At 71.6% G+C, this 21046-nt stretch carries 20 protein-coding genes and 2 pseudogenes; 11 read left to right on the top strand and 11 right to left on the bottom strand.

Annotated features, from left to right (window positions below):
* Nucleotides 1–209: 209 nt before the first annotated feature.
* Entirely contained in the window at nucleotides 210–746 is a 537-nt protein-coding gene (locus tag ABZ567_RS31865) for an isochorismatase family cysteine hydrolase (protein WP_360796814.1), read from the bottom strand.
* 239 nt (nucleotides 747–985) lie between these two features.
* On the opposite strand from ABZ567_RS31865, the gene ABZ567_RS31860 reads away from it, so the two are divergent.
* The 4 genes from ABZ567_RS31860 to ABZ567_RS31845 all read left to right on the top strand — a co-directional run bounded on the left by ABZ567_RS31860 (nucleotide 986) and on the right by ABZ567_RS31845 (nucleotide 3041).
* Nucleotides 986–1951 (top strand): LLM class F420-dependent oxidoreductase, encoded by a 966-nt coding sequence (locus ABZ567_RS31860; RefSeq protein ID WP_360796820.1) that lies wholly within the window; start codon nucleotides 986–988, stop codon nucleotides 1949–1951.
* 114 nt (nucleotides 1952–2065) lie between these two features.
* Nucleotides 2066–2293 (top strand): DUF6480 family protein, encoded by a 228-nt coding sequence (locus ABZ567_RS31855; RefSeq protein WP_360796811.1) that lies wholly within the window; start codon nucleotides 2066–2068, stop codon nucleotides 2291–2293.
* Nucleotides 2294–2338: 45 nt separating this feature from the next.
* Nucleotides 2339–2833 carry a DUF5709 domain-containing protein gene (locus tag ABZ567_RS31850; RefSeq protein ID WP_360796808.1) on the top strand — a complete coding sequence of 165 codons (495 nt, stop codon included), beginning with the start codon at nucleotides 2339–2341 and terminating at the stop codon, nucleotides 2831–2833.
* A gap of 28 nt (nucleotides 2834–2861) precedes the next feature.
* Nucleotides 2862–3041 carry a hypothetical protein gene (locus tag ABZ567_RS31845; protein WP_360796805.1) on the top strand — a complete coding sequence of 60 codons (180 nt, stop codon included), beginning with the start codon at nucleotides 2862–2864 and terminating at the stop codon, nucleotides 3039–3041.
* 251 nt (nucleotides 3042–3292) lie between these two features.
* On the opposite strand, the gene ABZ567_RS31840 is transcribed toward ABZ567_RS31845, so the two are convergent.
* Together ABZ567_RS31840 and ABZ567_RS31835 are read right to left on the bottom strand one after the other, a co-directional pair.
* Entirely contained in the window at nucleotides 3293–3775 is a 483-nt protein-coding gene (locus ABZ567_RS31840; protein WP_360796802.1) for a hypothetical protein, read from the bottom strand.
* 178 nt (nucleotides 3776–3953) lie between these two features.
* Nucleotides 3954–5138, bottom strand: coding sequence for an alcohol dehydrogenase catalytic domain-containing protein (locus ABZ567_RS31835; RefSeq protein WP_360796799.1), 1185 nt, complete (start codon nucleotides 5136–5138; stop codon nucleotides 3954–3956).
* A 424-nt stretch (nucleotides 5139–5562) separates the two neighbouring features.
* Between ABZ567_RS31835 and ABZ567_RS31830 the strand changes: the two genes are divergently transcribed.
* Nucleotides 5563–5934, top strand: coding sequence for a hypothetical protein (locus ABZ567_RS31830; protein ID WP_360796796.1), 372 nt, complete (start codon nucleotides 5563–5565; stop codon nucleotides 5932–5934).
* 100 nt (nucleotides 5935–6034) lie between these two features.
* Here the strand turns inward: ABZ567_RS31830 and ABZ567_RS31825 are convergent, their stop codons facing one another.
* The 6 genes from ABZ567_RS31825 to ABZ567_RS31800 all read right to left on the bottom strand — a co-directional run bounded on the left by ABZ567_RS31825 (nucleotide 6035) and on the right by ABZ567_RS31800 (nucleotide 13912).
* Nucleotides 6035–7243 (bottom strand): glycosyltransferase, encoded by a 1209-nt coding sequence (locus ABZ567_RS31825; protein ID WP_360796817.1) that lies wholly within the window; start codon nucleotides 7241–7243, stop codon nucleotides 6035–6037.
* A 100-nt stretch (nucleotides 7244–7343) separates the two neighbouring features.
* Nucleotides 7344–8186 (bottom strand): SDR family oxidoreductase, encoded by an 843-nt coding sequence (locus ABZ567_RS31820; protein WP_360796793.1) that lies wholly within the window; start codon nucleotides 8184–8186, stop codon nucleotides 7344–7346.
* A gap of 69 nt (nucleotides 8187–8255) precedes the next feature.
* A complete protein-coding gene (locus tag ABZ567_RS31815; RefSeq protein ID WP_360796790.1) occupies nucleotides 8256–10502 on the bottom strand; it encodes a catalase in 2247 nt (748 codons plus the stop codon).
* Between the two features lie 222 nt (nucleotides 10503–10724).
* Nucleotides 10725–12329: an NAD(P)/FAD-dependent oxidoreductase gene (locus ABZ567_RS31810; protein WP_360796787.1), complete on the bottom strand. Its 1605-nt coding sequence runs from the start codon at nucleotides 12327–12329 to the stop codon at nucleotides 10725–10727.
* The gene (locus ABZ567_RS31805) at nucleotides 12316–12837 is read right to left on the bottom strand and encodes an SRPBCC family protein (protein ID WP_360796784.1); all 522 of its coding nucleotides are present in this window, start codon (nucleotides 12835–12837) and stop codon (nucleotides 12316–12318) included. Before ABZ567_RS31805 ends, ABZ567_RS31810 begins: the two co-directional genes overlap by 14 nt.
* A gap of 436 nt (nucleotides 12838–13273) precedes the next feature.
* Nucleotides 13274–13912, bottom strand: a complete 639-nt coding sequence (locus tag ABZ567_RS31800; protein ID WP_360796781.1) for a maleylpyruvate isomerase family mycothiol-dependent enzyme — start codon at nucleotides 13910–13912, stop codon at nucleotides 13274–13276.
* A 1074-nt stretch (nucleotides 13913–14986) separates the two neighbouring features.
* Between ABZ567_RS31800 and ABZ567_RS31795 the strand changes: the two genes are divergently transcribed.
* Nucleotides 14987–15325 carry a MerR family transcriptional regulator gene (locus ABZ567_RS31795; RefSeq protein WP_360796778.1) on the top strand — a complete coding sequence of 113 codons (339 nt, stop codon included), beginning with the start codon at nucleotides 14987–14989 and terminating at the stop codon, nucleotides 15323–15325.
* Between the two features lie 528 nt (nucleotides 15326–15853).
* On the opposite strand, the gene ABZ567_RS31790 is transcribed toward ABZ567_RS31795, so the two are convergent.
* Complete coding sequence (locus ABZ567_RS31790) at nucleotides 15854–16306, bottom strand: hypothetical protein (protein WP_360796775.1); 453 nt, start codon at nucleotides 16304–16306, stop codon at nucleotides 15854–15856.
* Nucleotides 16307–16553: 247 nt separating this feature from the next.
* Between ABZ567_RS31790 and ABZ567_RS31785 the strand changes: the two are divergent.
* The 4 genes and pseudogenes from ABZ567_RS31785 to ABZ567_RS31770 all read left to right on the top strand — a co-directional run.
* Nucleotides 16554–17284: pseudogene (locus tag ABZ567_RS31785) on the top strand (IS5 family transposase); the annotation flags it as partial.
* A 329-nt stretch (nucleotides 17285–17613) separates the two neighbouring features.
* Nucleotides 17614–17760 carry a hypothetical protein gene (locus tag ABZ567_RS31780; RefSeq protein ID WP_360796771.1) on the top strand — a complete coding sequence of 49 codons (147 nt, stop codon included), beginning with the start codon at nucleotides 17614–17616 and terminating at the stop codon, nucleotides 17758–17760.
* Nucleotides 17757–18191, top strand: a complete 435-nt coding sequence (locus ABZ567_RS31775) for an FhaA domain-containing protein (protein ID WP_360796768.1) — start codon at nucleotides 17757–17759, stop codon at nucleotides 18189–18191. Before ABZ567_RS31780 ends, ABZ567_RS31775 begins: the two co-directional genes overlap by 4 nt.
* Nucleotides 18192–18833: 642 nt before the next feature.
* A complete protein-coding gene (locus ABZ567_RS31770) occupies nucleotides 18834–19439 on the top strand; it encodes a GPP34 family phosphoprotein (protein WP_360796765.1) in 606 nt (201 codons plus the stop codon).
* A 486-nt stretch (nucleotides 19440–19925) separates the two neighbouring features.
* Here the strand turns inward: ABZ567_RS31770 and ABZ567_RS31765 are convergent.
* Nucleotides 19926–20209: pseudogene (locus ABZ567_RS31765) on the bottom strand (MerR family transcriptional regulator); the annotation flags it as partial.
* A gap of 418 nt (nucleotides 20210–20627) precedes the next feature.
* Here ABZ567_RS31765 and ABZ567_RS31760 point away from each other — a divergent pair.
* Nucleotides 20628–20882 (top strand): hypothetical protein, encoded by a 255-nt coding sequence (locus ABZ567_RS31760; protein WP_360796823.1) that lies wholly within the window; start codon nucleotides 20628–20630, stop codon nucleotides 20880–20882.
* Nucleotides 20883–21046 lie beyond the last annotated feature (164 nt).

Raw genomic sequence — 21046 nt, 5'->3', positions numbered from 1 at the left:
GCCCCGCCGTGGATGACGGAACGCGCTCCGTCAGCACCACTCCTGGCAGGTCAGGTGCGGGTCTCGATCGAGGGCGGCCCGCCGCGCGTCGCCCACGATCGGCGGGGTCGCGGCGGGCCGCGGTCGACCGCCGCGGGGCCTCGGCGGGTCGCCCCGGGCCGCGAGCCGGGCTCAGCGGTCGGACGCCGGCCTCACCTCGGACTCCTGGCTCACCAGGGGATGTCGGCGGCGTCGACGATCCGCCCGCCCATGTTCCGCTCCACCATCCGCAGGGCCGCGTCCGCCAGGTCCTTGTGGATGTGGGCCACCGCGTCACGCGGGATCGTGACGCCGAAGTGCCGGATGTGGGCGTCCAGGGCGGAGTAGAGCACGCACTGCTCGGTCACCTGCCCCGTGAGCACGAGCGCGTCGACGTCCAGGCTGCGCAGCAGATACGCGAGGGGCGTCTCGTAGAAGACGGAGTGGCGCGCCTTGACCACGAACAGGGACTCGTCGTCGGGCCGGACCGGCTCGACCAGCTCCGGGTGACGGCCGGAGAGCGCCAGGTCGAGGATCTGACCGTGGTGGGAGCGCCAGCGGCCGAAGTTGTCGTTCGCGTAGACGACCGGAACGTCCGCCGCCCTGGCGCGCCGCAGCAGATCCACGATGGCCGGAAGGGCGCTCTCCACCGATGGGACGAGCTGCTCGGCGTCCTGGTGCCGATAGGCGTTGATCATGTCGATGACCACGAGCGCGTGCTGTGCCAAGGCCGACTCCCGGTTCTCCGACCGGCCGCGTCGGTACGGCCCGGTCCGTCCCCCAGGATGTCCACGCTACCGGCCCGCCCGCGACACGCCATACGAGATCCCCGCCGGTACGAGGGCTCCGCGGTCGGCCGGGGGGCGAGGGCGGCGGAACGTCTGCGGGTCCGTCCCTCGTCGCCCGTCCGGAGGAGTATCGGCGGATGGCCCGTTTCAGGCACGCCCGCCGTGGCAAGTCGCGGGGCATGATGCGTATCGGCTACACGATGATGACCGAGCAGGCCGGACCCCGTGAGCTCGTCGGGCACGTGGTCGAGGCGGAGCGGATCGGCTTCGACTTCTCCGTGATCTCCGACCACTCCTTCCCCTGGCTGGAGGAGCAGGGGCACGCCCCGTACGCGTGGAGCGTCCTCGGAGCGGCCGCGCAGGCGACCTCCCGCATCCCGCTGATGACCTTCGTGACCTGTCCGACGTTCCGCTACCACCCCGTCGTGGTCGCGCAGAAGGCGGCGACCCTGCAGCTCCTCTCCGAAGGCCGCTTCCGACTCGGCCTGGGTTCCGGCGAGAACCTCAACGAACACGTCGTCGGCGAGGGCTGGCCCTCGGCCCGCGTCCGCCTCGACATGCTCGACGAGGCCGTCGAGATCATCCACGCCCTGTTCAAGGGGGAGTACGTGACACGTCACGGCCGGCACTTCCAGGTCGACGACGCCAAACTCTGGGACGTCCCCGACGTACCGCCACCCGTCGGCATCGCCGCCTCGGGCCCCCGCTCCTGCGCGCTCGCCGGACGCCACGGCGACCTGCTGATCGCCACGGAGCCGAAGCGTGAGCTCGTGGACGCGTTCGACGCCCAGGGCGGCGCGGGCAAGCCCCGGATCGGGCAGCTTCCCGTCTGCTACGACACCGACCGGGAGGCGGCGGTGGCCCGCGCCCACGAGCAGTTCCGCTGGTCGCTCGGCGGCTGGCGCCTCAACGCCGAGCTTCCCCTGCCGGCGGGCTTCGCCCAGGCGACCGAGCACATCCGTCCGGAGGACGTGGCGGAGAGCATCCCCTGCGGGGACGACGTCGACGCCGTCGTGGAAGCGGCCCGCCCCTTCGCCGAGGCCGGGTTCACCGACCTCGCCCTCGTCCAGGTCGGTGGCGCGCACCAGGCGCCCTTCCTCCGCTGGGCGGAGACGAAACTCCTGCCCGCACTCCGAGCGATGTAGGACAGCCCCAGGGCCCGGGGGACCCCGTCAGGTCGTCGCGGTCGGTCGCACGCACACACGGCCGCTCGGCAGTCCGGACCTTCGCACCTCGCACCCAGCAGGGAGATGAACGGTATGACCAGACCGAGCAACGCCGACCCCGACCCCCGGGACTTCCCCGACGGCGGAACCACCCGAGCGGGCGAGACACCGCCGGCCGAATCGGGCACGGGCACCGGGACCGGGCCGTACCGGCCGCTCCGCAGGGGCTGGGGCAAGGGCCCCCTCGTTCTCCTGTGGATCCTGGTCGTCGTGTGCGCCCTGTTCTTCCTCGCGTACGCGATCATCCTCGCCACCGACTGACGGCCCGGCCCCGCCCCACCAAGCTGGACGAAAGGAAACATCTTCATGACGAGCAACGAGTCCGCACCGGACGAGGCGCGCGGCGACGACGTGTACCAGCCCACCCACTCCGACGCGGACAACCGGCCCTCCGGCGCCCTCGATCCGGACAACGCGATCGTGACGGACCCGCTCGACGACATGTCCGTCCCCGGATACTCGCCGCCCGACCGCCCCCGGGGCGTCAACCGGTACGGCACCACGCAGCGCGAACAGCAGGAGGGCGAATCGCTCGACCGCCGGCTGGCCCAGGAGATCCCCGAGGAGCCGCCCCTCGAGGGCGACGGCATCGGGGACCTCCCGGGCGGCGACGGAGAGCCCGTCGACGAACAGGCCGGTGCCACCCGGGCCGGGCGCCTCGCCCCGGTCGACACGCCACCGGGCCGGGGTGACCACGCGGTCGCCAGGGACGTCGGCCTGGACGACGGCTCCGCACCCGCCGAGGAGGCCGCGATGCACGTGGACACGGCGGCGGACGGGGCCGAGGACACGCGCCCTTAGGAAGCCCCCTGACGGAGTGGAGGACCCCATGAACGAGCGCATGAACGAGCGGGGGAACGACAGCGGGAACGAGCGTGGGAACGAGCCCGGCGAGCACGCGTCGGACGGCGACGACGTCATGCGGCAGAGCACCCCGTCCCAGGCGGAGGGCGAGCGCGGGAAGGAGGAGGACGAGGAGCAGCAGCCGAAGAGGGGCCACGGCGTGTGAGAGGAAGCGCAACCGCGCCGCCCGGAACACGCCTCCGGGCCTCTGTCCGTTCCGGGGCACCAGTCCCGCACGCGGCCGGCTCGCCGACGAGGGCGCCGCCCCGGCCACGCTCAGGACCCCGTCATACGGCTCGATACCGAGCCGTACGACGGGGTCCTGCCGGGTGCGCGTGCTCGCGGCGGCCGAGCCGCCGCCCCGCTCAACCTCACAGGCCCGTGCGGCCGCACGGGCCGGACGCAGGTGCCGAGCCGTCACTGACGGACGCAGCCCGCGAGGTCCTCCGTGCCCGAGATCTCCTTGTCGAGCGTGTTCAGGTGCGGAATGACCTGGTCGAGCGCGGCCGGAGCGTTCATGTTCCGGTCCAGACGGTCCATGGCGACGTCCAGCTTCTGGAAGGCGGCCTGGAGCGCGTCGGTGTTCACGCCGGCGTCACCGGCGGCGTCCCGGATGCTTCCCATGTCGTCCACCATGTCGGCCCGGACGTCCTGGATGCCCTGAACCGTCTCGGACGAATCGATGTTCCGCATCTCGCTGCTGTGGTCCCGGAGTCCGGCCAGCTCCTCGCAGACGGCCGCCGTGGCGTCCGCCCGTTCGTCCGCCGCGCCCTCGGTCCCGCCGTCGCTGTCGGAGCATCCGGCCAGGGCGAGCAACGCCGCCGCGCCCGCGGCCACCACGGCGCCCGACGCCGCCCGGCGCCACCGGCCAGAGGGCTCTCGTACGGTCCTGGGGGGCATTTCGCACCACCTCCTCGGTACGCACGTGTCGTGCGTAGGACGTCTCGCGGCGGCGGCTACCCGCTGCCGGGGTCCGCACTCGCCCGGACCTGGGTTCCTGTCCACACCCCCGTGCCCCCACGCCGCCGACAGCCCCGCCGATCTCCCGATCCCCCCTGGCCCCGGCGCCGGCCGCGACTCACGGTGCGAAGAGGATCTTCACGGCCCCGTCCCGCTTCGCCTGGAACATGTCGTAGGCCTGTGGTGCCTGTGCGAGCGGCAGGCGGTGGGTGGCGAAGTCGTCCACGCCCAGCGGATCGTCGTCGGTGAGGAGCGGCAGCAGGTCATCGACCCAGCGCAGGACGTTCGCCTGGCCCATGTGCAGTCGGATCTGCTTGTCGAACATCGCGAAGAGCGGCATCGGGTCGACCGCGCCCCCGTACACGCCCGCGAGGGACACCGTGCCTCCGCGGCGTACCAGCTCGACCGCCAGATGGAGGGCGGAGAGCCGGTCGACGCCGTAGCGGCGCATCATGCGGCGGGCCAGGGCGTCGGGCAGATGGCCGACCAACGTCTGCAGCCCCTGGGCGACCGGCGCCCCGTGCGCCTCCATGCCGACCGCGTCGATCACCGAGTCCGGACCCCGACCCTCCGTCAGGTCCCGTACCTGATCGACCAGTTGGCCGTCGGCTCCGGAGGGATCCAGGGTGTGTACGCCTCGGGCCGCGGCGCGGTCGAGCCGCTTCCGCACCGGATCGATCCCGATGACGAGACCGGCTCCCTTCAAGAGGGCGATCCGGCAGGCCATGTCTCCGATGGGACCGAGGCCGATCACCGCGACCGAGCCGCCGGGCGGCACGTCCGCGTAGTCGACGGCCTGCCACGCCGTGGGCAGGACGTCCGAGAGGTACACGAAACGGTCGTCCGGAGGCCCCTCCGGCACGGGTATCGGGAGGTTGTTGCCGAACGGCACCCGCAGGTACTCGGCCTGCCCGCCCGGAACCTGGCCGTACAGCTTGGTGTACCCGAACAGCGCCGCGCCCGTGTCATGGGCGTGCACCTGCGTCGTCTCGCACTGGGACTGCAACCCGCCCGCGCACATCGCGCACGTGCCGCACGAGACGTTGAAGGGCACCACGACACGGCTGCCGGGCCGGAGCCGCCGCACCTCGGGGCCCACCTCCTCGACGACGCCCATCGGCTCGTGCCCGAGCACGTCCCCCGGGTCGAGGAACGGGCCCAGCACCTCGTACAGGTGCAGGTCGGATCCGCACAGCCCGGTCGAGGTGATCCGTACGATCACGTCGGTGGGTTCCTGGATCGTCGGGTCCGGCACCGTCTCCACCGAGACCCGTCGTCGGCCCTGCCATGTGACGGCCTTCATCACTGCCACCTTCCCGTCTGTTGCCGGGCTGGACGCCAGTGCCCCGACGCGCCCGCCCGAAGCCCGGTCGGGCGGGTACCCGAGCCCGGCGGCGCTACTCCCCGGCCGGGTAGATTTCGGGCGAACCGATCGCGCATGGGTGCACTGGGGCCGGGCAGCCGCCGGGTGCCGCTGCCCGGCACGCTTCCCCTCCAGCCGGGCAGCGGTGCCGACGCGTGCCGGTTCCGCCCCCCGGTGGGCGTACGGCCCCCGGCGACACAGGAGTGATGCCCGCCCACGGCAGACCGGAGATCGTGAGGAGGGCGGGACAGCACGGCACGGCTCCGGCATACTTACCATTCAGTAACAGCACCCGTCGCCACAGCCCCAGGTTCGTCCTTCAGTCCTGCCCTGCCCTTCTCCGGCCTTCCCCCGAAGGAACACGATGCCCTCGCCCGCTCGCTCCGCGCTCCTGCTCGCCGGTCTGCTCGCCTCGGCCGGCGTGGCCCATTTCGTCGCCCCCAAGCAGTTCGACGCCGTCGTGCCGCGCTCCCTGCCGGGCGATCCGCGCACCTGGACTGCCGCCAGCGGCGCGGTGGAACTCGCCCTGGCCGCAGGCCTCGCGCTTCCGGCGACCCGACGCGTGAGTGCCCAGGCCACGGCCCTGTTCTTCGTAGGGGTGTTCCCGGCCAACGTCAAGATGGCCTACGACTGGCGGAACCGCCCGACATCCGCCAAGGCCCTCGCCTACGCCCGGCTTCCCCTCCAGATCCCCCTGATCCTCTGGGCCCGCAGCGCAGGCCGCACGGACAAGTAGACCCTCCGCACCTGACCCGTGCCCAGCTCGTACCCGCCCGTACCCCCGAGCCCGTACCCCCGCGCCCGTACACGTCCGCACCCAGTCGTACGCGGCGACCTCAGCCCGCACCGTCGAGCAGCAGGCGCGCCGCCACCGCCGCGCCGTCGGTGCGGACCGTCCCGGCCACGGCGGCCGCCCGCGCACGGATCCCGGGGGTCAGGGCCGTGTCCAGCGCGGCCGACAGGGACTCCACCGTCGGCATCGGGCCGCCGTGCGCCACGCCGATGCCCGAAGCCGCCACCCGCTCGGCCCAGTACGGCTGGTCCGCGCCCTGTGCCACCACGACCTGCGGCACCCCGGCGAGCGCGGTCGTCGTCGTGGTGCCCGCGCTGCCGTGGTGCACGACGGCGGCCACCCGTGCGAACAGCCTCTGATGGTTGACCTCGCCGACGGAGAGGCAGTCGTCCCGGTCGTCGACCGGAACCAGCGCGGCCCAGCCACGGGAGACGATCGTGCGCATGCCCCGCGCGCGGACCGCCTCGACGGCCGCGCGGACGACATCCTGCAGGGCGCCCGGGGGCATGCTGCCGAACCCCACGTACACCGGTGGCTCTCCGGCGTCCAGGAACGCCTCCAGCTCCGGCGGGAGGGGACGTGCGTCCGGCCGGATCCAGGCGCCGGTCTGCACCACGTCGAGGTCCGTCGGCGGCCATGGGCTCAGGGTCGGGTCGGTGGCCAGCCACGGGCGCGCGGTGAACGCGTAGTCGCGGACGCCGTCCACCGGGGGCAGCCCGATCGCGGTCCGGTGCGCGTTGACCTCCGGGCCGAACATGTCGTTCGCGTTCCGTGCGTCCACGTCCCACAGCGCCCGGTTGTCGCTGACCCCCGGGGGCAGGGGACGGCCCCGCCGCGCCGGCGGCGGCTGGTGCGGCGACGGCAGGATGACCGGCTGGTGGCTCGCGTGCACGTAGCGGATGCCCAGCTTCTCGGCCACCGACCGCGCGCCGGCGGTGACGGGCAGAGGACCGGTCGCCACCAGCGCGTCGCACCCCTCGGCGGCCGCGGCGACCGCGGTGAACTGAGCGGTGATCAGATCGGCGGCGCGCCGCGCGAGTCCGGCCGCGGAGCCGGGTCGTACCGAGGCCACCAACGGGCGCACCGGCCGCCCCACCGGCACCATCGGCACACCGGCCCCGGCCAGCAACGCCCCGAACTCCTCGTCCGGCGGCGCACACATCCGCACGTCCGCACCGAACTCCCGCAGCCGCACCGCGAGTCCCACCAGCGGTTCGACGCTTCCGCGCGACCCGTACGTCGACAACAACACGCGCACTTCGCGGCCCCCATGTTCGGCACGTTCCGACCAGGCCGCCCATTCTGCGCCACACCACGGCTCTCCCCGCGAGCACCCCCGGGCCCGCCGTCGGTCAGGGGCGCCGCCAGTCGTTCTCCCGCAGGTGGGACCCGGCCATGGGACCCATGCGCAGCATCCCGCCGTCCACCGCCCAGGACGCCCCTGTTACGTACGAGGCGTCAGGACCGGCCAGGAAGGCGATGACGGCGGCGACCTCCCGGGCGTCCCCGGGACGCCCCAGCGGGACCCCGGGCCGGGACTCCCGCCGTACGTCGGCGTCCTCCTGACCGGTCATCGGGGTGGCGATCTCGCCCGGCGCCACGGAGTTGACCGTGATGCCGTACTCGGCCAGCTCCAGGGCCATGACCTGGGTGAGAAGCCCCAGTCCGCCCTTGGCCGCGCAGTACGGTCCCGCCCCCACGCGCGGCTGGTGCTCGTGGACGGACGTCACGTTCACGATCCGGCCACCACCGCCCTGGGCGATCATGCGCCGGGCCGCACGCTGGGAGCAGAGCAGCGGACCGACCAGGTCCACGTCCAGGACCTGGCGGACGGTCGCCAGGTCCAGGTCGAGGACCGGCGTGGCGGTACCGGTCCCCGCGTTGTTGACGAGGACGTCGATCCCGCCGAGCGCCTCGGCGAGCCGGTCGACGACGTCCGCGGCCTCGGGGAGCCGGGTGAGGTCCAGGTGCTCCACCACGGCGCGGCGGCCGTGCCGCCGCACCTCGTCGGCGGTGGCGTGGGCACCCTCGGCGTCGCTGTGCCAGGTGATGCCGACGTCCAGACCCTGCTCGGCCAACCGGACGGCGACGGCCCTCCCGATACCGGAGTCCGCACCGGTGACCACGGCGGTGCGGGCCCGGAAGGTGAGATCACCGGGAACGGCGGACCTCTCCTCAGCGCGCTGTGTACCCATGCCCTGTCCTCCTCCTCCGGTCCTGCGCCGCCCTGCGGGTCCTGACGGGCCCCATGGTCCCTGTAGGTGTCAGACCGACGCGGGGAACCGCTCCCACACCCGGTGGGCGCCCAGCAGACCCGTCAGCTCGGACAGCACCTGCCCGGCGTCGTCGCCGACGACGACCCCCGGCGCGTCCACGGGCAGCCGGGCCGCCTCCAGGGCCGTCGCCCCCTCGCCCGTCGCACAGACGGCCTTGCCATGGCGGTACGCCTCGGAGAGCAGCAGCACCACCCGGGGATCCACGAGCGGAGCGTCCGTCGCGAGGTGACCGGCCTTCGCGTCCCGTACCCCCTGCGCGTCAAGGCCCGGAGCCGGGCAGGCGGCCACGTACAGGGCGTCGAACTCGACCGACCGCGCCGCGGCGAACGTGCGCTGCACCGTGACCGCCTCGCCGTCGGCGTCCAGGGTGCCGCCGGTCGCGGCGATCACCAGCGGGACCATGCCGGCGCTCAGGACGGCCTCGCGGAACGACCGTACGGCTTCCATGCCACGGGCGTCGGTCTCGTCCGCGACGATGCCGATGACCCGTCCGTCGAGCGGCCAGGTCTCACCGAGCTGGGAGAGCGCAGGGCTCGGCCGGACGTCGGCGAAGGGCACGGTCGCCGGCGGCACGGGAAGCCCGAGCCCCGTGGCGACGCCCTCGCAGAGGACCGGGTCGATGTTGGCGAGGACGGTCAGAGCCCTTTCCTTCACGGCCTGTTCGAAGCACTTGCTCAGCTCGAAGGTGTAGGCCGCGATGATGTGCTCCCGCTCCGTCGGCGTCATGCTCAGCCAGAAGAGCCGGGCCTGCCCGAAGTGGTCGTCGAACGACTGGGGCGCCTCGCGCACCTTCGTCGACGCCGGCACGGGGACGGGCGTCTCGATGTACGCGCCGGTGTCCGCCCCGGCGAGGAAGGGGCAGCCGCCGTCCAGGGAGTTGGGGTGATAGGGGGCGACTCCGGTGTGGACGGCCGTCTGGTGCATGCCGTCGCGCAGCATGTCGTTGACCGGGGCGTGCGGACGGTTGATGGGGATCTGGCCGAAGTTGGGGCCGCCGAGCCTGCTGATCTGGGTGTCCAGGTAGGAGAAGAGACGACCGGCGAGCAGCGGGTCGTCGGTGACGTCGATGCCGGGCACGAGGTGCCCCGGGTGGAAGGCGACCTGTTCCGTCTCGGCGAAGAAGTTCTTGGTGTTCGCGTTGAGGGTGAGCAGACCGATCGGCTGCACGGGGGCGAGTTCCTCCGGCACGATCTTCGTCGGGTCGAGCAGGTCGATGCCCTCGAAGGTCTGCTCAGGGGTGTCCGGGAAGGTCTGGACCCCGAGTTCCCACTGCGGGTAGGCGCCCGCCTCGATGGCGTCGAACAGGTCCCGCCGATGGAAGTCCGGATCCATGCCCCCGATGAGCTGCGCCTCCTCCCAGACGAGGGAGTGCACGCCCAGCCGAGGCTTCCAGTGGAACTTGACCAGGGTCGTCCCGCCGTCGTGGCCGACGAGGCGGAAGGTGTGGACGCCGAAGCCCTCCATCATCCGGTAGGACCGCGGGATCCCCCGGTCGGACATGTTCCACAGGGTGTGGTGGGTGGCCTCGGTGTGCAGCGACACGAAGTCCCAGAAGGTGTCGTGGGCGCTCTGCGCCTGCGGGATCTCCCGGTCGGGATGCGGCTTGCCGGCGTGGATGATGTCGGGGAACTTGATGGCGTCCTGGATGAAGAACACCGGGATGTTGTTCCCGACCAGGTCGAACGTCCCCTCCTCGGTGTAGAACTTCGTCGCGAAACCTCGGGTGTCGCGGACCGTGTCGGCCGAGCCGCGGGAACCGAGGACGGTGGAGAACCGTACGAACACGGGCGTCTCGACGTCGTCGGCGAGGAACGCCGCCTTCGTCAGGCGGCTCGCCGTCCCGTAGCTCCGGAACACGCCGTGAGCCGCCGCACCGCGCGCGTGCACCACACGCTCCGGGATGCGCTCGTGGTCGAAGTGGGTGATCTTCTCGCGCAGGTGGTGGTCCTGGAGCAGCACGGGTCCGCGAGCGCCGGCCTTGAGCGAGTGGTCGGTCTCGTACAGCCGGGCCCCCTGCGCGGTGGTGAGGTACGCGCCGCTCTGGGCCGAACGGGCGGGATCCTCCCCGGTGGCCTGACCCGTGGGGCTGACGGTCTCCGGCCCGCTCTGGTCCGGCTTCGGCGGCAGCGGGCCGTGGGGCTGTGTGGGCTCCTCGAAGGACGAGGGCTGGGCTCCGGGCCGCCCGGGGACGCCGGACTCGGGGGACGACGGGTCCGGGTTCGGGTTCGCTGTCATGAGGACGCTCCTGTTCGGGTGGGTGCCTTGCACTCCCACGTTTGCCCTGTCGCGAATGAGCCGAACATACGAGATTGCGCCGATACCAGCGACTCAGCGCGAACGAGCCGGCCGGGGAGCGTGGGGGGATTCGGCGGATACGAACGACACGCGCATAAGGGTGACTCGGCGGCTCAGCCGAAGCACGGAGCAGAAACGTGTGAGGGCATCGCCGTCACGTCCTCAGCGGAACGGCCGGGACCGCAGCCGACGGGCCGCCAGGACCGGCCGGTGCGAGCGAAGGGCGGCGCGGGCGGCGTTGGCACCGGGTGCGCCGTGGACACCGCCACCCGGGTGGGCGGTGGCCGAGGCGACGTAGAGCGCACGGATCGGGGTCCCCGGGCGCCCGGTACCGGGGACGGGGCGGAAGACCAGCTGCTGGTGCAGATTGGTGGTGCCCTGGTTGACGGCGCCTCCGACGAGGGAGGTGTTGAGCCGCTCCATGTCGGGCGGCGCCAGGACGCGCCGCGCGAGGACGGACGCGCGGAACCCGGGCGCGAGACGCTCGATGCCCGCCTCCATACGGGCCGCGACCACGTCCTTCTCCCGCTCGTCCCACAGCCCGCGCAGACCGTCGTCCCCGGCGTCGCCCCTGATCTCCTGCGGCACATGCGTATAACCCCAGGCCGACTCCGTGCCGGCGGGGGAGCGGGTCGCGTCGGCCGTGGTCATCTGGCCGAGGACGGTGAAGGGCACATCGGGTACGCGACCCATGGCGAGCTGGGCGCCGAAACGGGTGAGCTCGTCCACGCCGTCGGCGACATGGACCGTCCCCGCGCCGTGCGCCCCTGGCGCCGACCAGGGGATCGGACGCGTGAGGGCCCAGTCGACCTTCACCGTGGCGAAGTCCCACTGGAAGCGGCGCAGATCCGCGCGCAGCCCCGGCGGAACGTCGTCCGCCGCCAGCAAGCGCCCGTACAGCAGGGGAGCGGGCACGTCGGCGAGGACGGCGCGGAGCGCGGGTACCTCACTGCCGTCCTCGGTCCGGACGGCGACCGCGCGGCCGCCGCGTACGACGACACGGGTCACCGTACGACCGCAGTGGACGACCCCGCCGCGGGCCTGGAGCCGCCGGACGAGCGCACGGGTGAGGCTGGCCGCCCCGCCTGTCGGCACGGGGAACCCGTACGCCTGGCCGAGCATCGACATCAGCCAGCCGAAGCCGCCGCCGAGAGCGGATTCCGGACCCAGGTCGGCGTGCAGGGCGTTGCCCGCGATCAGCAGCCTTCCGCCCTCACCGGTGAAGTACTCGTCGCCGAAGCGCCGAGCCGGCAGCAGCATGGTCCGGGCCAGCCGGAGACCGGCGGACGGACCGGTGCGTGCGGCGAGCCGCAGCCCGGAGACGACCGGCGGGAAGGGGGTGAAGAGGCACCCGAGCAGATCGTCGCCGACCTGCCGCCAGATCCGGTGGAGCCCCTCCCAGGCGGCCCCGTCGGGTGCCGCGAATCCGGCCACCGACGCGATCGTGCTCTCGAGCTCCCGGGAGAGGACCGCGCACCGGCCGTCGGGGAGCGGATGGGCGAGGACGGTCGGGGCGTGCGTCCAGCGCAGCCCCTGCTCCTCCAGCCGCATGGCCCGGATCACCGGGGAGGCGGCGGCCAGCGGGTAGAAGGCGCTGAACAGGTCGTGGACGTAGTCGGGATGGACTCCGCGGTCGCTGCGGACCGCTCCGCCCGGCTCGTCCTGGGCCTCCAGGACGACGACCCGCCACCCGGCGTCCGCGAGGAGGTTGGCCGCCACCAGACCGTTGGGGCCGGCGCCGACGACCACCGCGTCAGGCGTCGACACGAGACCCGCCCTGACCGGAACCCGCCGCCGCGTCCGAGCCCGCCTCCGCATCCGGATCCAGCCCCGGTTCCGACTTCGGCTCCGACTCCACGAGCCGGGCCAGCCGGGCGAGCATGGCACGGTGCCGCAGCTGGATGGCGGCGTCGAGGACCGTGTTGTGCCAGCGGGCCACCGGCCCGGTCAGCGGGTGCTCGTCGACGATGACGAGGGTGTCCTCTCCCCATGGCTGCACCGTGATGGCGATGCGGACACTGCCCGGCCTGCCGCCCATGGACTCGAGTTCGAGACGCTGCCCGGGCTCGAAGACGCGGGAGACGGTTCGGCCCTCGTACGCGAACGGACCCAGCCGAACGGTGTAACCGATCTCCGAACCCACAGCGGGCCATCGCCCGTCCCGGTTCCAGGAGTCGTCGGTGCCTATCACCCAGCGGGTGTAGAGGTCGCCGTCGCCCAGAACCGACCAGACGTCGGCCGGGGCCTTACGGATGAGCTGATGGCGCACGGCCATGGGAGGCCTCCTCGTGGCTCGCGGGCGGCGTACCGGTCACCCGCCACGACCATCGCGCGACGCCGCAGCGGCGCCGGACGGGGCGGAGAGGGTGCCGGTCGAGACGGGGGTCTCGCCGGGGGAGGGCGGTGACGGACAGTGGTGCCTCACAGGACGTCCGACGGACGGCGCGGACGAAGCCGGTGCCCCGCACGCCCTGAGGGAAGACGGAGCTGCGCGGCGAACACGACCCGGCCGCCACGCCGGGCGGCGACGAGCGGCACCGCACGCCTGAGCCCGTCCGAAGCGTCGGTGACCACGACGACCAGACCTCGGCCCGGCTCCGGGCCACGCCTTCTCATGCCCCCGCGTCTGACCACTCCCGGGGCACTTCATGCACGGGGACAAGGCCTTCCCCATGAACTCCCGTCTCCGAGCACGTCCGGCGACACCGCGGTCAGACCCCGGACGTGGGCGTCGCGACCAACCTTCCGACACCGGCCCCACCGAGCTCATCGAGGGCCACGGGCCGCCCGGAGACGGCGAGGAGCAGGGAGAGCACGGGTCCCTCGACCTCAGGCCCGACTCCGAGGGCCAGATCTGCGTCCGTCGCCGTGAGTCGGACGCGGGTGAGCAGCTCTTTGGCGCCGCCGAACGACGCCGGGGTACGGGCCTGCAGGCGGAGCGCCCTGACGACGGCGTCCGGCGGGTAGGCACGGCTGAGCCCGAGCGGCCGACGGATGTCCTCGCCGTGGACGACCTCCTCGACGAGCCGACTGTCGAGGGGCGCCGGAGGCGTCGACGTCCGCGACGCCACCCGACGCAACCGTTCCAAGGTCTCCCGCGGAGTGACTCCGCGCTCGCGCTCCACGCCGAGGGCGTTCTGCCGGTCGAAGTCGAACCGCGCCCGCACGAGACCCACGACGAACCCGAGGCGGGTCGTACGGGCCGTGTCGACCAGATGGGCGATCACGTCGTGCACGGTCCACCCGGCACAGAGCGACGGCCTGTCCCACTGCGCGTCGTCGAGGTGCTCGAGATCCGCGATGAGCGCGGCCCGCTCCGCGTGCACGATCGACCAGACGTCCTCCGCCACGGCTCCTCCTTCGTAGACCCTTGGAGACCAGGATGCGGCTGTGAGGGAAGACCCGACGAACGGCCGAAACTCATCGGCGGACAGCGGGCGCCGATGCCGAGAGAACAGGCCCTCATGCCGTACGGGACGGCAGCTGGCCCGACCATTGCACGCCGACCGAGCGCGGGTCGATGCTCCGGGGCCACCGGGCGACCCAGGACCGTTGGCCCCTGCTGAGCTGCCGCGACCCGAACATCCCGGCCCTCGAAGCACTGCCCCGAAGAGGTCTGCCCGCGCCGCTGGCGACCCCTGGCCAGGAAGGTCCAGTGCCCATCGTCGGGTAGCTGTTCCCCGTCGGTTCGGTACCAGCCCGGCGAGTCATGCATCCACGTGGCGAGAGCCGCAAGGAAGTGGTCGAGGTTCTGGTTCTCCCACTCGCATCCCCGCCGGAGGTAGCCCTGGCACAGCTCTCGAACGAAGGAGACCAGCTTGCTCGCGGTTGCGGCGCTCGTCGGGAGTAGGGGACATGGTGAGAAGTCACGGCCCCCCTCGCGTCGTCGAGCTCACCGAGTCCACCGTGTGCTCCGACCTGCGTGTCCGCGGTACCCGCCTCGCCCCTGCCGCGGCACGAAGGCCCAATACCTCACCAATGGACACCGGAAATCTATGTCGGCCGCAGTAGACATTGCATCCCGGTCCAGCTATGGTTTCTGTCGTAGCCCAGAGACACCAGGGCCTGGCAGAGACGAACTGCCGGTCAGTAGTACCCAGCAGTATCTGTAGGAGTAGTTCGCAGGACGGTGCGGCGGTGGAGTTTCGAAGCCAGGGTTGTTGCAGGACGGCGACGAGGCTGACGGCCGGACCGGGTGGCCCGCAGTGATCAGGGGCCACCACGCGCAGGACCCAGCAGTGAAGTGAATGAGCAGTACCTCGGTGAAGGCGCCGTTGCGGGCGCGCGCACCGGAGTTATGGGCGATGGGGCCCGCTGAGCAGTTCGCAGAACCCCGTCACCGGCAGATGGTGTAGCAGTTCCTTCGGGGCCCTGGTGCCGTACGGCACCAGGGCCCCCTGTCCGCGTTGCACGGAGAGGTGCAGATGACTGCAGACGACTCGTACGGCCGTCTCGACGACGACGACTACCCCGCCTACACGATGGGCCGGGCCGCCGAGATGCTCGGCACCACCCAGGGCTTCCTCCGTGCCATCGGTGAAGCCCGATTGATCACCCCGCTGCGCTCGGCGGGCGGCCATCGGCGCTACTCCCGCTACCAGCTGCGTGTCGCAGCTCGCGCCCGTGAACTCGTCGACCAGGGCACCCCGATCGAGGCGGCCTGCCGCATCATCGTCCTGGAGGACCAGCTCGAAGAAGCCCAGCGCATCAACGCCGAATACCGCCGCGGCACCGAAGCCACCAACCAGCCGACCGACGGCTGACCCGCCGTGCTGTTCCGCGCTCACCAGGACGGCGACGGCCAGACCCCCAGGCCCGGCGGTGACCGCCCCAGCCTCTATGACTCCGCAGCCACACGTAGAACCAGGTGCACGTCCTCAAGGTGGCCACTCGTATTCGGGTGGGCCTGAGGCGCCCTTCGGCCGCGGGGCGCGGCAGCGCCCGCGCCGGTCCCTCCGGTCGCGGCGGGCGTCGCCGTGCTGTTCGTCCTGCGCAACAGCCCTGGCATCGCCTGGGAGGTGTCGGGGTGGGACTCGTAGTCGCGGACCGGCGGCGTGAGTGCATCAGCCATGCGAACGTCCGTTCCACCAGCCACCTTTCGGCAGCACCACGAAGCCCGTGACGGAAGACTGCGGCAGCGGGGGCCTCCTGTTGCTCGACGGGATTCGACACCCACGAGTTGTACGGGGGCCCCACTTTCATGCCCCGCCGACCAGGAGATCGCCCCACCGAGTCGGCAGACTCGAACTCACGATCACCAAGATCGATAGAGCAACCGATGGTTGGCGCACTCAGCGCACGTAGTTCGTTACTGTGCCGTGGTTGTCGGGAGAGGTCAGGCCCCAGAGGATCAGCCCTACGATGATTGCCAGCAGGATCAGCCCCGGCACGTTGTCGGGCCCCCAACCGAGGGGCTGCCACACCGGTGGGCCGGGTGTGGCGTCGTCGCGTGCAGAGTCGGAGTCGGCGCGCTGCCAGGGCGCGACCTCGGCCTCACCCCGGGCGATCCGCGCGGCCACGTGGCGTACGTCGGCCGCGTGGTAAGTCGGCTCGCGGGTCAGGTCCGGGGAGGGCACAGCCGAGGTACGTACGCTGTTGGCTCGCGCCACGGCCCTGATGCTGAGCGGCCTGATCTGCGGCCATATCTCCTGGACTTCGGCCTTCGTCAGCCAGCCTTCCCCGTCCTCAAGGTCCTGCTCGTCCCCTGCCCCCATCCGAAGTCCGCCCCCTCGCTCGCCGATCACCCTTGGCTTGATACCCAGACCGCCGAAAGATCACCCGCAGGGCAGCCACACTCGAATTCACGCCCACCGTGATCGGGTAGAGAAACGACTTCTCACCGGGCGAGGCCTTCGGCAGCGAGCCTCCCTGGCGTGAGGCGTCGGCGTCGCAGGCCGCCGTGCCACAGAACTCCTAAGGATCTCCGAGGTGGTTGGGTCGCCCCGGGATTGATGATCCGGGGATGTGGTGTGAGGTGGCGCTGTCGAAGCCGTGCCGGTCGCTGACGAGTTGTGGGCGGTGATCGATCCGCTGTAGCCCAAGATCGAGTGCCGAACCCGGCATCCGGGCCCAAGTGGCATCCCCGCCGGCTGGTGCTCCCGGGCATCCTGTTCGTGCTGCACGCCGGGACCGCCTGGGAACATCCGCCGCAGGACCTCGGCTTCGGTTGGGGAATGACCTGCCGGCGGTAGTCGGCCGAATGGACCTGGCCGGCGTGTGGCCCAGCTGCACGAGGCCGTCCTCCTCAGGCCCCGCAGTGCCCATGCCTCGGGCTTCTCCCGGGCGGCGGTCGGCGATTCCCGCGTCCGGGCGTGACAAGGGTCCCCAGACGGGACGAAGTCCCGTCGGCCGGGGCGAAGCGGGCAGCAAGCATCACCTGATCACCGATGCCACTGGCATCCCGCTCGCCACCACCTTGACCGGTGGCAATCGCATCGACGTCACCCACCTCATCCCCCCTGCAGGCCGGGTCACCGGTGCGGGGCAAGCCGGGGCGACGCCGTTGCCGCCCCGCCGCAGTACTGGGTGATCGCGGCTACACCCATGACAAGTGCCGCCGACTCGTCCGAACCTCGGTGTATAGCCGCTGATCGCCCGCCGCAGAACCGGGCACGGATCCGGCCTGGACAAGCAACGCTGTTTCATAGAGAGCGCGTTGTCCACGACAACCGGTTCCGCCGACTGCGGACCCGCTGGAAGTCCGCGACGACATCCACGCAGCCTCCCCTACCCTCAGATGCGCACTCATCTGCGTGGTGGCGACTGCGCCCTCTGGAGACCGATGCCGTGGGCTGGCAAGCCGCCGCCAACCGGTCGAGAACTTCCAGGTCCTGCAACGGCTTGAGCACAGCGATAGTCCGAGATCCGTCCGGCTCCGGCCCTCTGAGGGCCGCCGATGCCTTACTGCCGAGCCGGAATCGGATTTTCGCAGTGCACCACCGCCTGGACAAGCCCTCGGACGAAGCAGCCGCCGCGTACGGCTGAGGTACCACGCACATTGTCCCGGCATCCCCGGGTATGCGAACGGCACAAGGCCCATCAAGGAGGAACCATGTCCGGACTGATCTCCCGTATCAAGCAGTTCACCCGCAGCCCCCAGGGACAGCGGACGGTCGCGTCGGCCCGGCGCGCCGCCGCCGACCCCCGCAAGCGGAACCAGGCGCGCAGCCTGCTCGGGCGGCTGCGCGGCCGACGGTGACGGGTAGGCCGGAGGGCAGGCACTCGGCCGGGAAAGGGCTCTCTCGATGGGAACGAGCCCTGGAGCGCTGGCAGAAGAGCCTGTTCTCCAAGGTCCGCCACCGCGAGCACGTCGAGCTGGTCGATGCCTTGCACCAGGAGTGCGACGGCCACGCCGTGGTGTGCAGCGAGAGCAGAGTGGTCGTTCCGAACGCCTACGAGGTGGAACTGGACACCCAGGTGCACGAGGAGCTGATGCGTCGGGGCCGGGGCGATGTGGGCGAGGCTCTGACGGACGACCTGGCCCGTTACGGGGAGCGGAACGGCTACGAGTGGGCGGGACCGCTGACCATCCGTGTCACCCCGACCGAGCGCCCGCCCGGCGATCCGTACCGGGTGAGCAGCAGCCCCATGCCCCACGTACGGGCGGATGCCTTTCCGGCGGAGAACTGAACGGCGCCGGGCAGATGAAATCGTGATGTATCGACCCGCCGCAGAGATTCGTGGATGGAGGGGGCCGGGGCTGGTCGCGACGGGACGGCCGCCCCTCGGCCGCTGCTCGGAGACCCGGCCAGGCGCGTCATGACGGGTGCTCCGGCGAAGCCGTTCTCCGTGGCACCCGCGACGCTCGATGCGACGCGGTACAGCCTTCCTGTCGGCGTCGCCCGCCGCCTGGTGAGCTCCCGGGGCATCGCTCGCCGTCTCGGGCGGCGCTGAAGGAGTTTCCCGTACGGACCGGACAGGGCCGCGCACATTGTCCGACCGGGGAGTGCGCTGTAAGAACTGAAGGCCAGGGTTGCGACCCGGGCAGCGGGGAACTCTGACGGACCCGCCCGCGGTGAACTTGGGCGCGACGTGCCGCGCCGCCGCCCGTCATCTTCCGTACCGGGGCCGCGCCGTCACAAGGACCCGCCGTGCGGACGCCGTCGTCTCGTCGGAGTCATTGGCCAGAACTTCTCCCTTGCTCCAGGGCTTCCGCCGCCCGAGCAGAGGCGATACTGATCGTGGCAGTCACCCCGCCGCCCAGCCGGCTCCGGACGCGAGCGGGGGTGGCGGGGCGCGCACCTTTGACGATGTCTCCGAGGGGAGCCGTTCATGACCACGGCGAAAGACCTGTTCATCATCGCCATGGACCCGAGCCCGGATCGGGCCGTGGGACAGGGGGATCTGTCACTCGCGCTCGCGGCAGCCGAGCTGATCGACCTCCTCGGTACGGGCGTCATCGCCGTGGACGGCGACCACATCGTGCCGGGCGGGCCGCCGGCATCGGGCGACCGGCTCCTCGAACAGGCTGCGGCAGGGCTCACCCGGCAGCCTCCCTACGAGCGGATCGAGGACTGGCTGTGGCGCCGGGGCCGCGACCTCTCGGCCGCGTACCAGTCCGCACTGGAGGAGGACGGTGAGCTGACGCGTAGGCGAAGCAGCCGGTTGCCCTTCGGCACGGAACGCGTGGAACCGGTCGACACGCCCACTCGCCGTCGGGCAGTCGACCGCTGGGACGAGAAGGAACCCGTCCTTGCCGCGCTCGCCGCGGTCGTGGGCATCGACAGCGGACGATCCGACGACGAGCCCGGCCTCGATGGCGAGGCGGTGACGACCGTGGTGGCCGCCGCCCACGACGCGGTGATGGAGCTGGAAGCCGTACGGCAGAGGCGAACCATCGAGAGCGCGGCCTTCGCGAACCTGTGGCGCGGACCGTGAGTCGGGTCCGTGGTGAAGCCGGAAGGCAGGAGTGGTGTTTCGTCCTCCTGGGGGCAGAGCCTTCATCCGCCGAGCCGGACACGGACCGGAGGACGATGAAGGCGCTCGACCCGGGAGAGGAGGGGCGCGGGTGTCCCAGGAAGAACGTGATGCCAGGCTGGGCCTTACGGGTTTGACCGGGGCAGACAGAGAAGCCCGAGTGCGCCTGCTGGCAGAGGAGTTGGAGCGGAAGGCCGCCGCGGCGAGAGCTGCGCTGCAAGCGCAGCGGGAAGCGCCCCGAGTGTCACAGAACGCTGCATCGGGCCTCGACTTGCCGTCGTCGGACGGTACTCCGGAGGCATCGTGAAGCACGTCGACAGCGACTGAGAAACAGCGCACGGTCGGCACCGCTGCGCCACGTCACCCCCTGACGTCGAAACGAGCCCTCCAGCCCTCCGGGCGCCCCAGCTCCTGGAGATCGCAAGCCGGCGGGAGGCAGGGCCGGGGCAGGGCAGCGAGTCGGCCCCACGCCGCGAGCAGCCGTTGGTGGTGGCCCCGCAGGGCCTCCACCTCATCGACCTGTGCGGAAAGAATCTGTGCGATCTCCGGCAGTCCCACGCCCAGCGCCCGAAGTACGAGGACCTGCAACAGCAGCAGGTGGTGCTCCCCGTAGTGGTGGTGCCCGTTGGCGCCGATCCGGGCCGGCGGCAGCAGGCCGGTCTCGTCGTAGTGGCGCAGTGTCCGGGCGGTCACGCCCGACATCCGGGCCACCTGGAGATCGGCCAGTCCATCTCTACTCAGGCGTGTGCGGCGCAGGGCGGGTCTCTCCGGCCCTGGTGACGACCGTAGGAGCTGCCGCAACGGCACCCTCACCCCCGAGGCCCATGTTCCGGGCAGTCGCGCAGTCGCGGCCCGCTACCGACTCAAGGCCATGAGTTCGCCCAACGAGGCCTACGGGACTTCCGACGATCGCTGTTCTGCCGCCGGTCGGACATGACCCCGGCTTGAACGTGAAACCGATGCTGCTCGGCGCCCCGAGCGGCGCGCCGTCCGCCGAAAGCGGCCATTCATCCCATAAGGTACGAACTCGGCAGGTTTCCCCACGAGTGACTCATGTCGAGTCCGATGACTGGAGATATTGTGCGCAACCTTCGCAAGGCCGCTGTTGTGGCTGTCATGGTCGGGAGTGTCGGCATGCTCGGGGCGGGTGTGGCTTCCGCTGCCACCGGGCCCTCCTTCGGGGACGGCAACGGTGGCGACCCGGCGCTGTGTCACCAGGAGATCCACCAGGGGACGGTGCAGAACGGTCTCATCAACATCGATGATCTGGGGCTGGGTCTCCTCGGCAACGGGTCGACGCCTGCCAGCGCAAACCAGCAGATCTGCGCCAACGGTCCCGTCATCGCCGGGGCCGGAGCCGACTCCGGGTCGAACGAGAACGGCCTCCTGCTCGGCCTCCTGTAAGCGCCCGCGCCCGATCCCTCCAGTCGGCAGGACCGGGCGTCTGCAAGCGGGTCCCTCGGGGCGCCGCACCGGCGTCGCTGGTGTGCACGGCGCCGCCGAGGCCGTCCTGGGCGGCCATGTGCTCACCCAGGGCGTCGGAGGCGATCCGGCCGTGCAGCTTCTGC

Origin of the sequence: Streptomyces sp. NPDC016459, from assembly GCF_040632845.1 — a bacterium.
In the GTDB taxonomy this organism is placed as follows: Bacteria; Actinomycetota; Actinomycetes; order Streptomycetales; family Streptomycetaceae; genus Streptomyces.
This window is presented reverse-complemented; position numbering and strand designations above follow the sequence as displayed.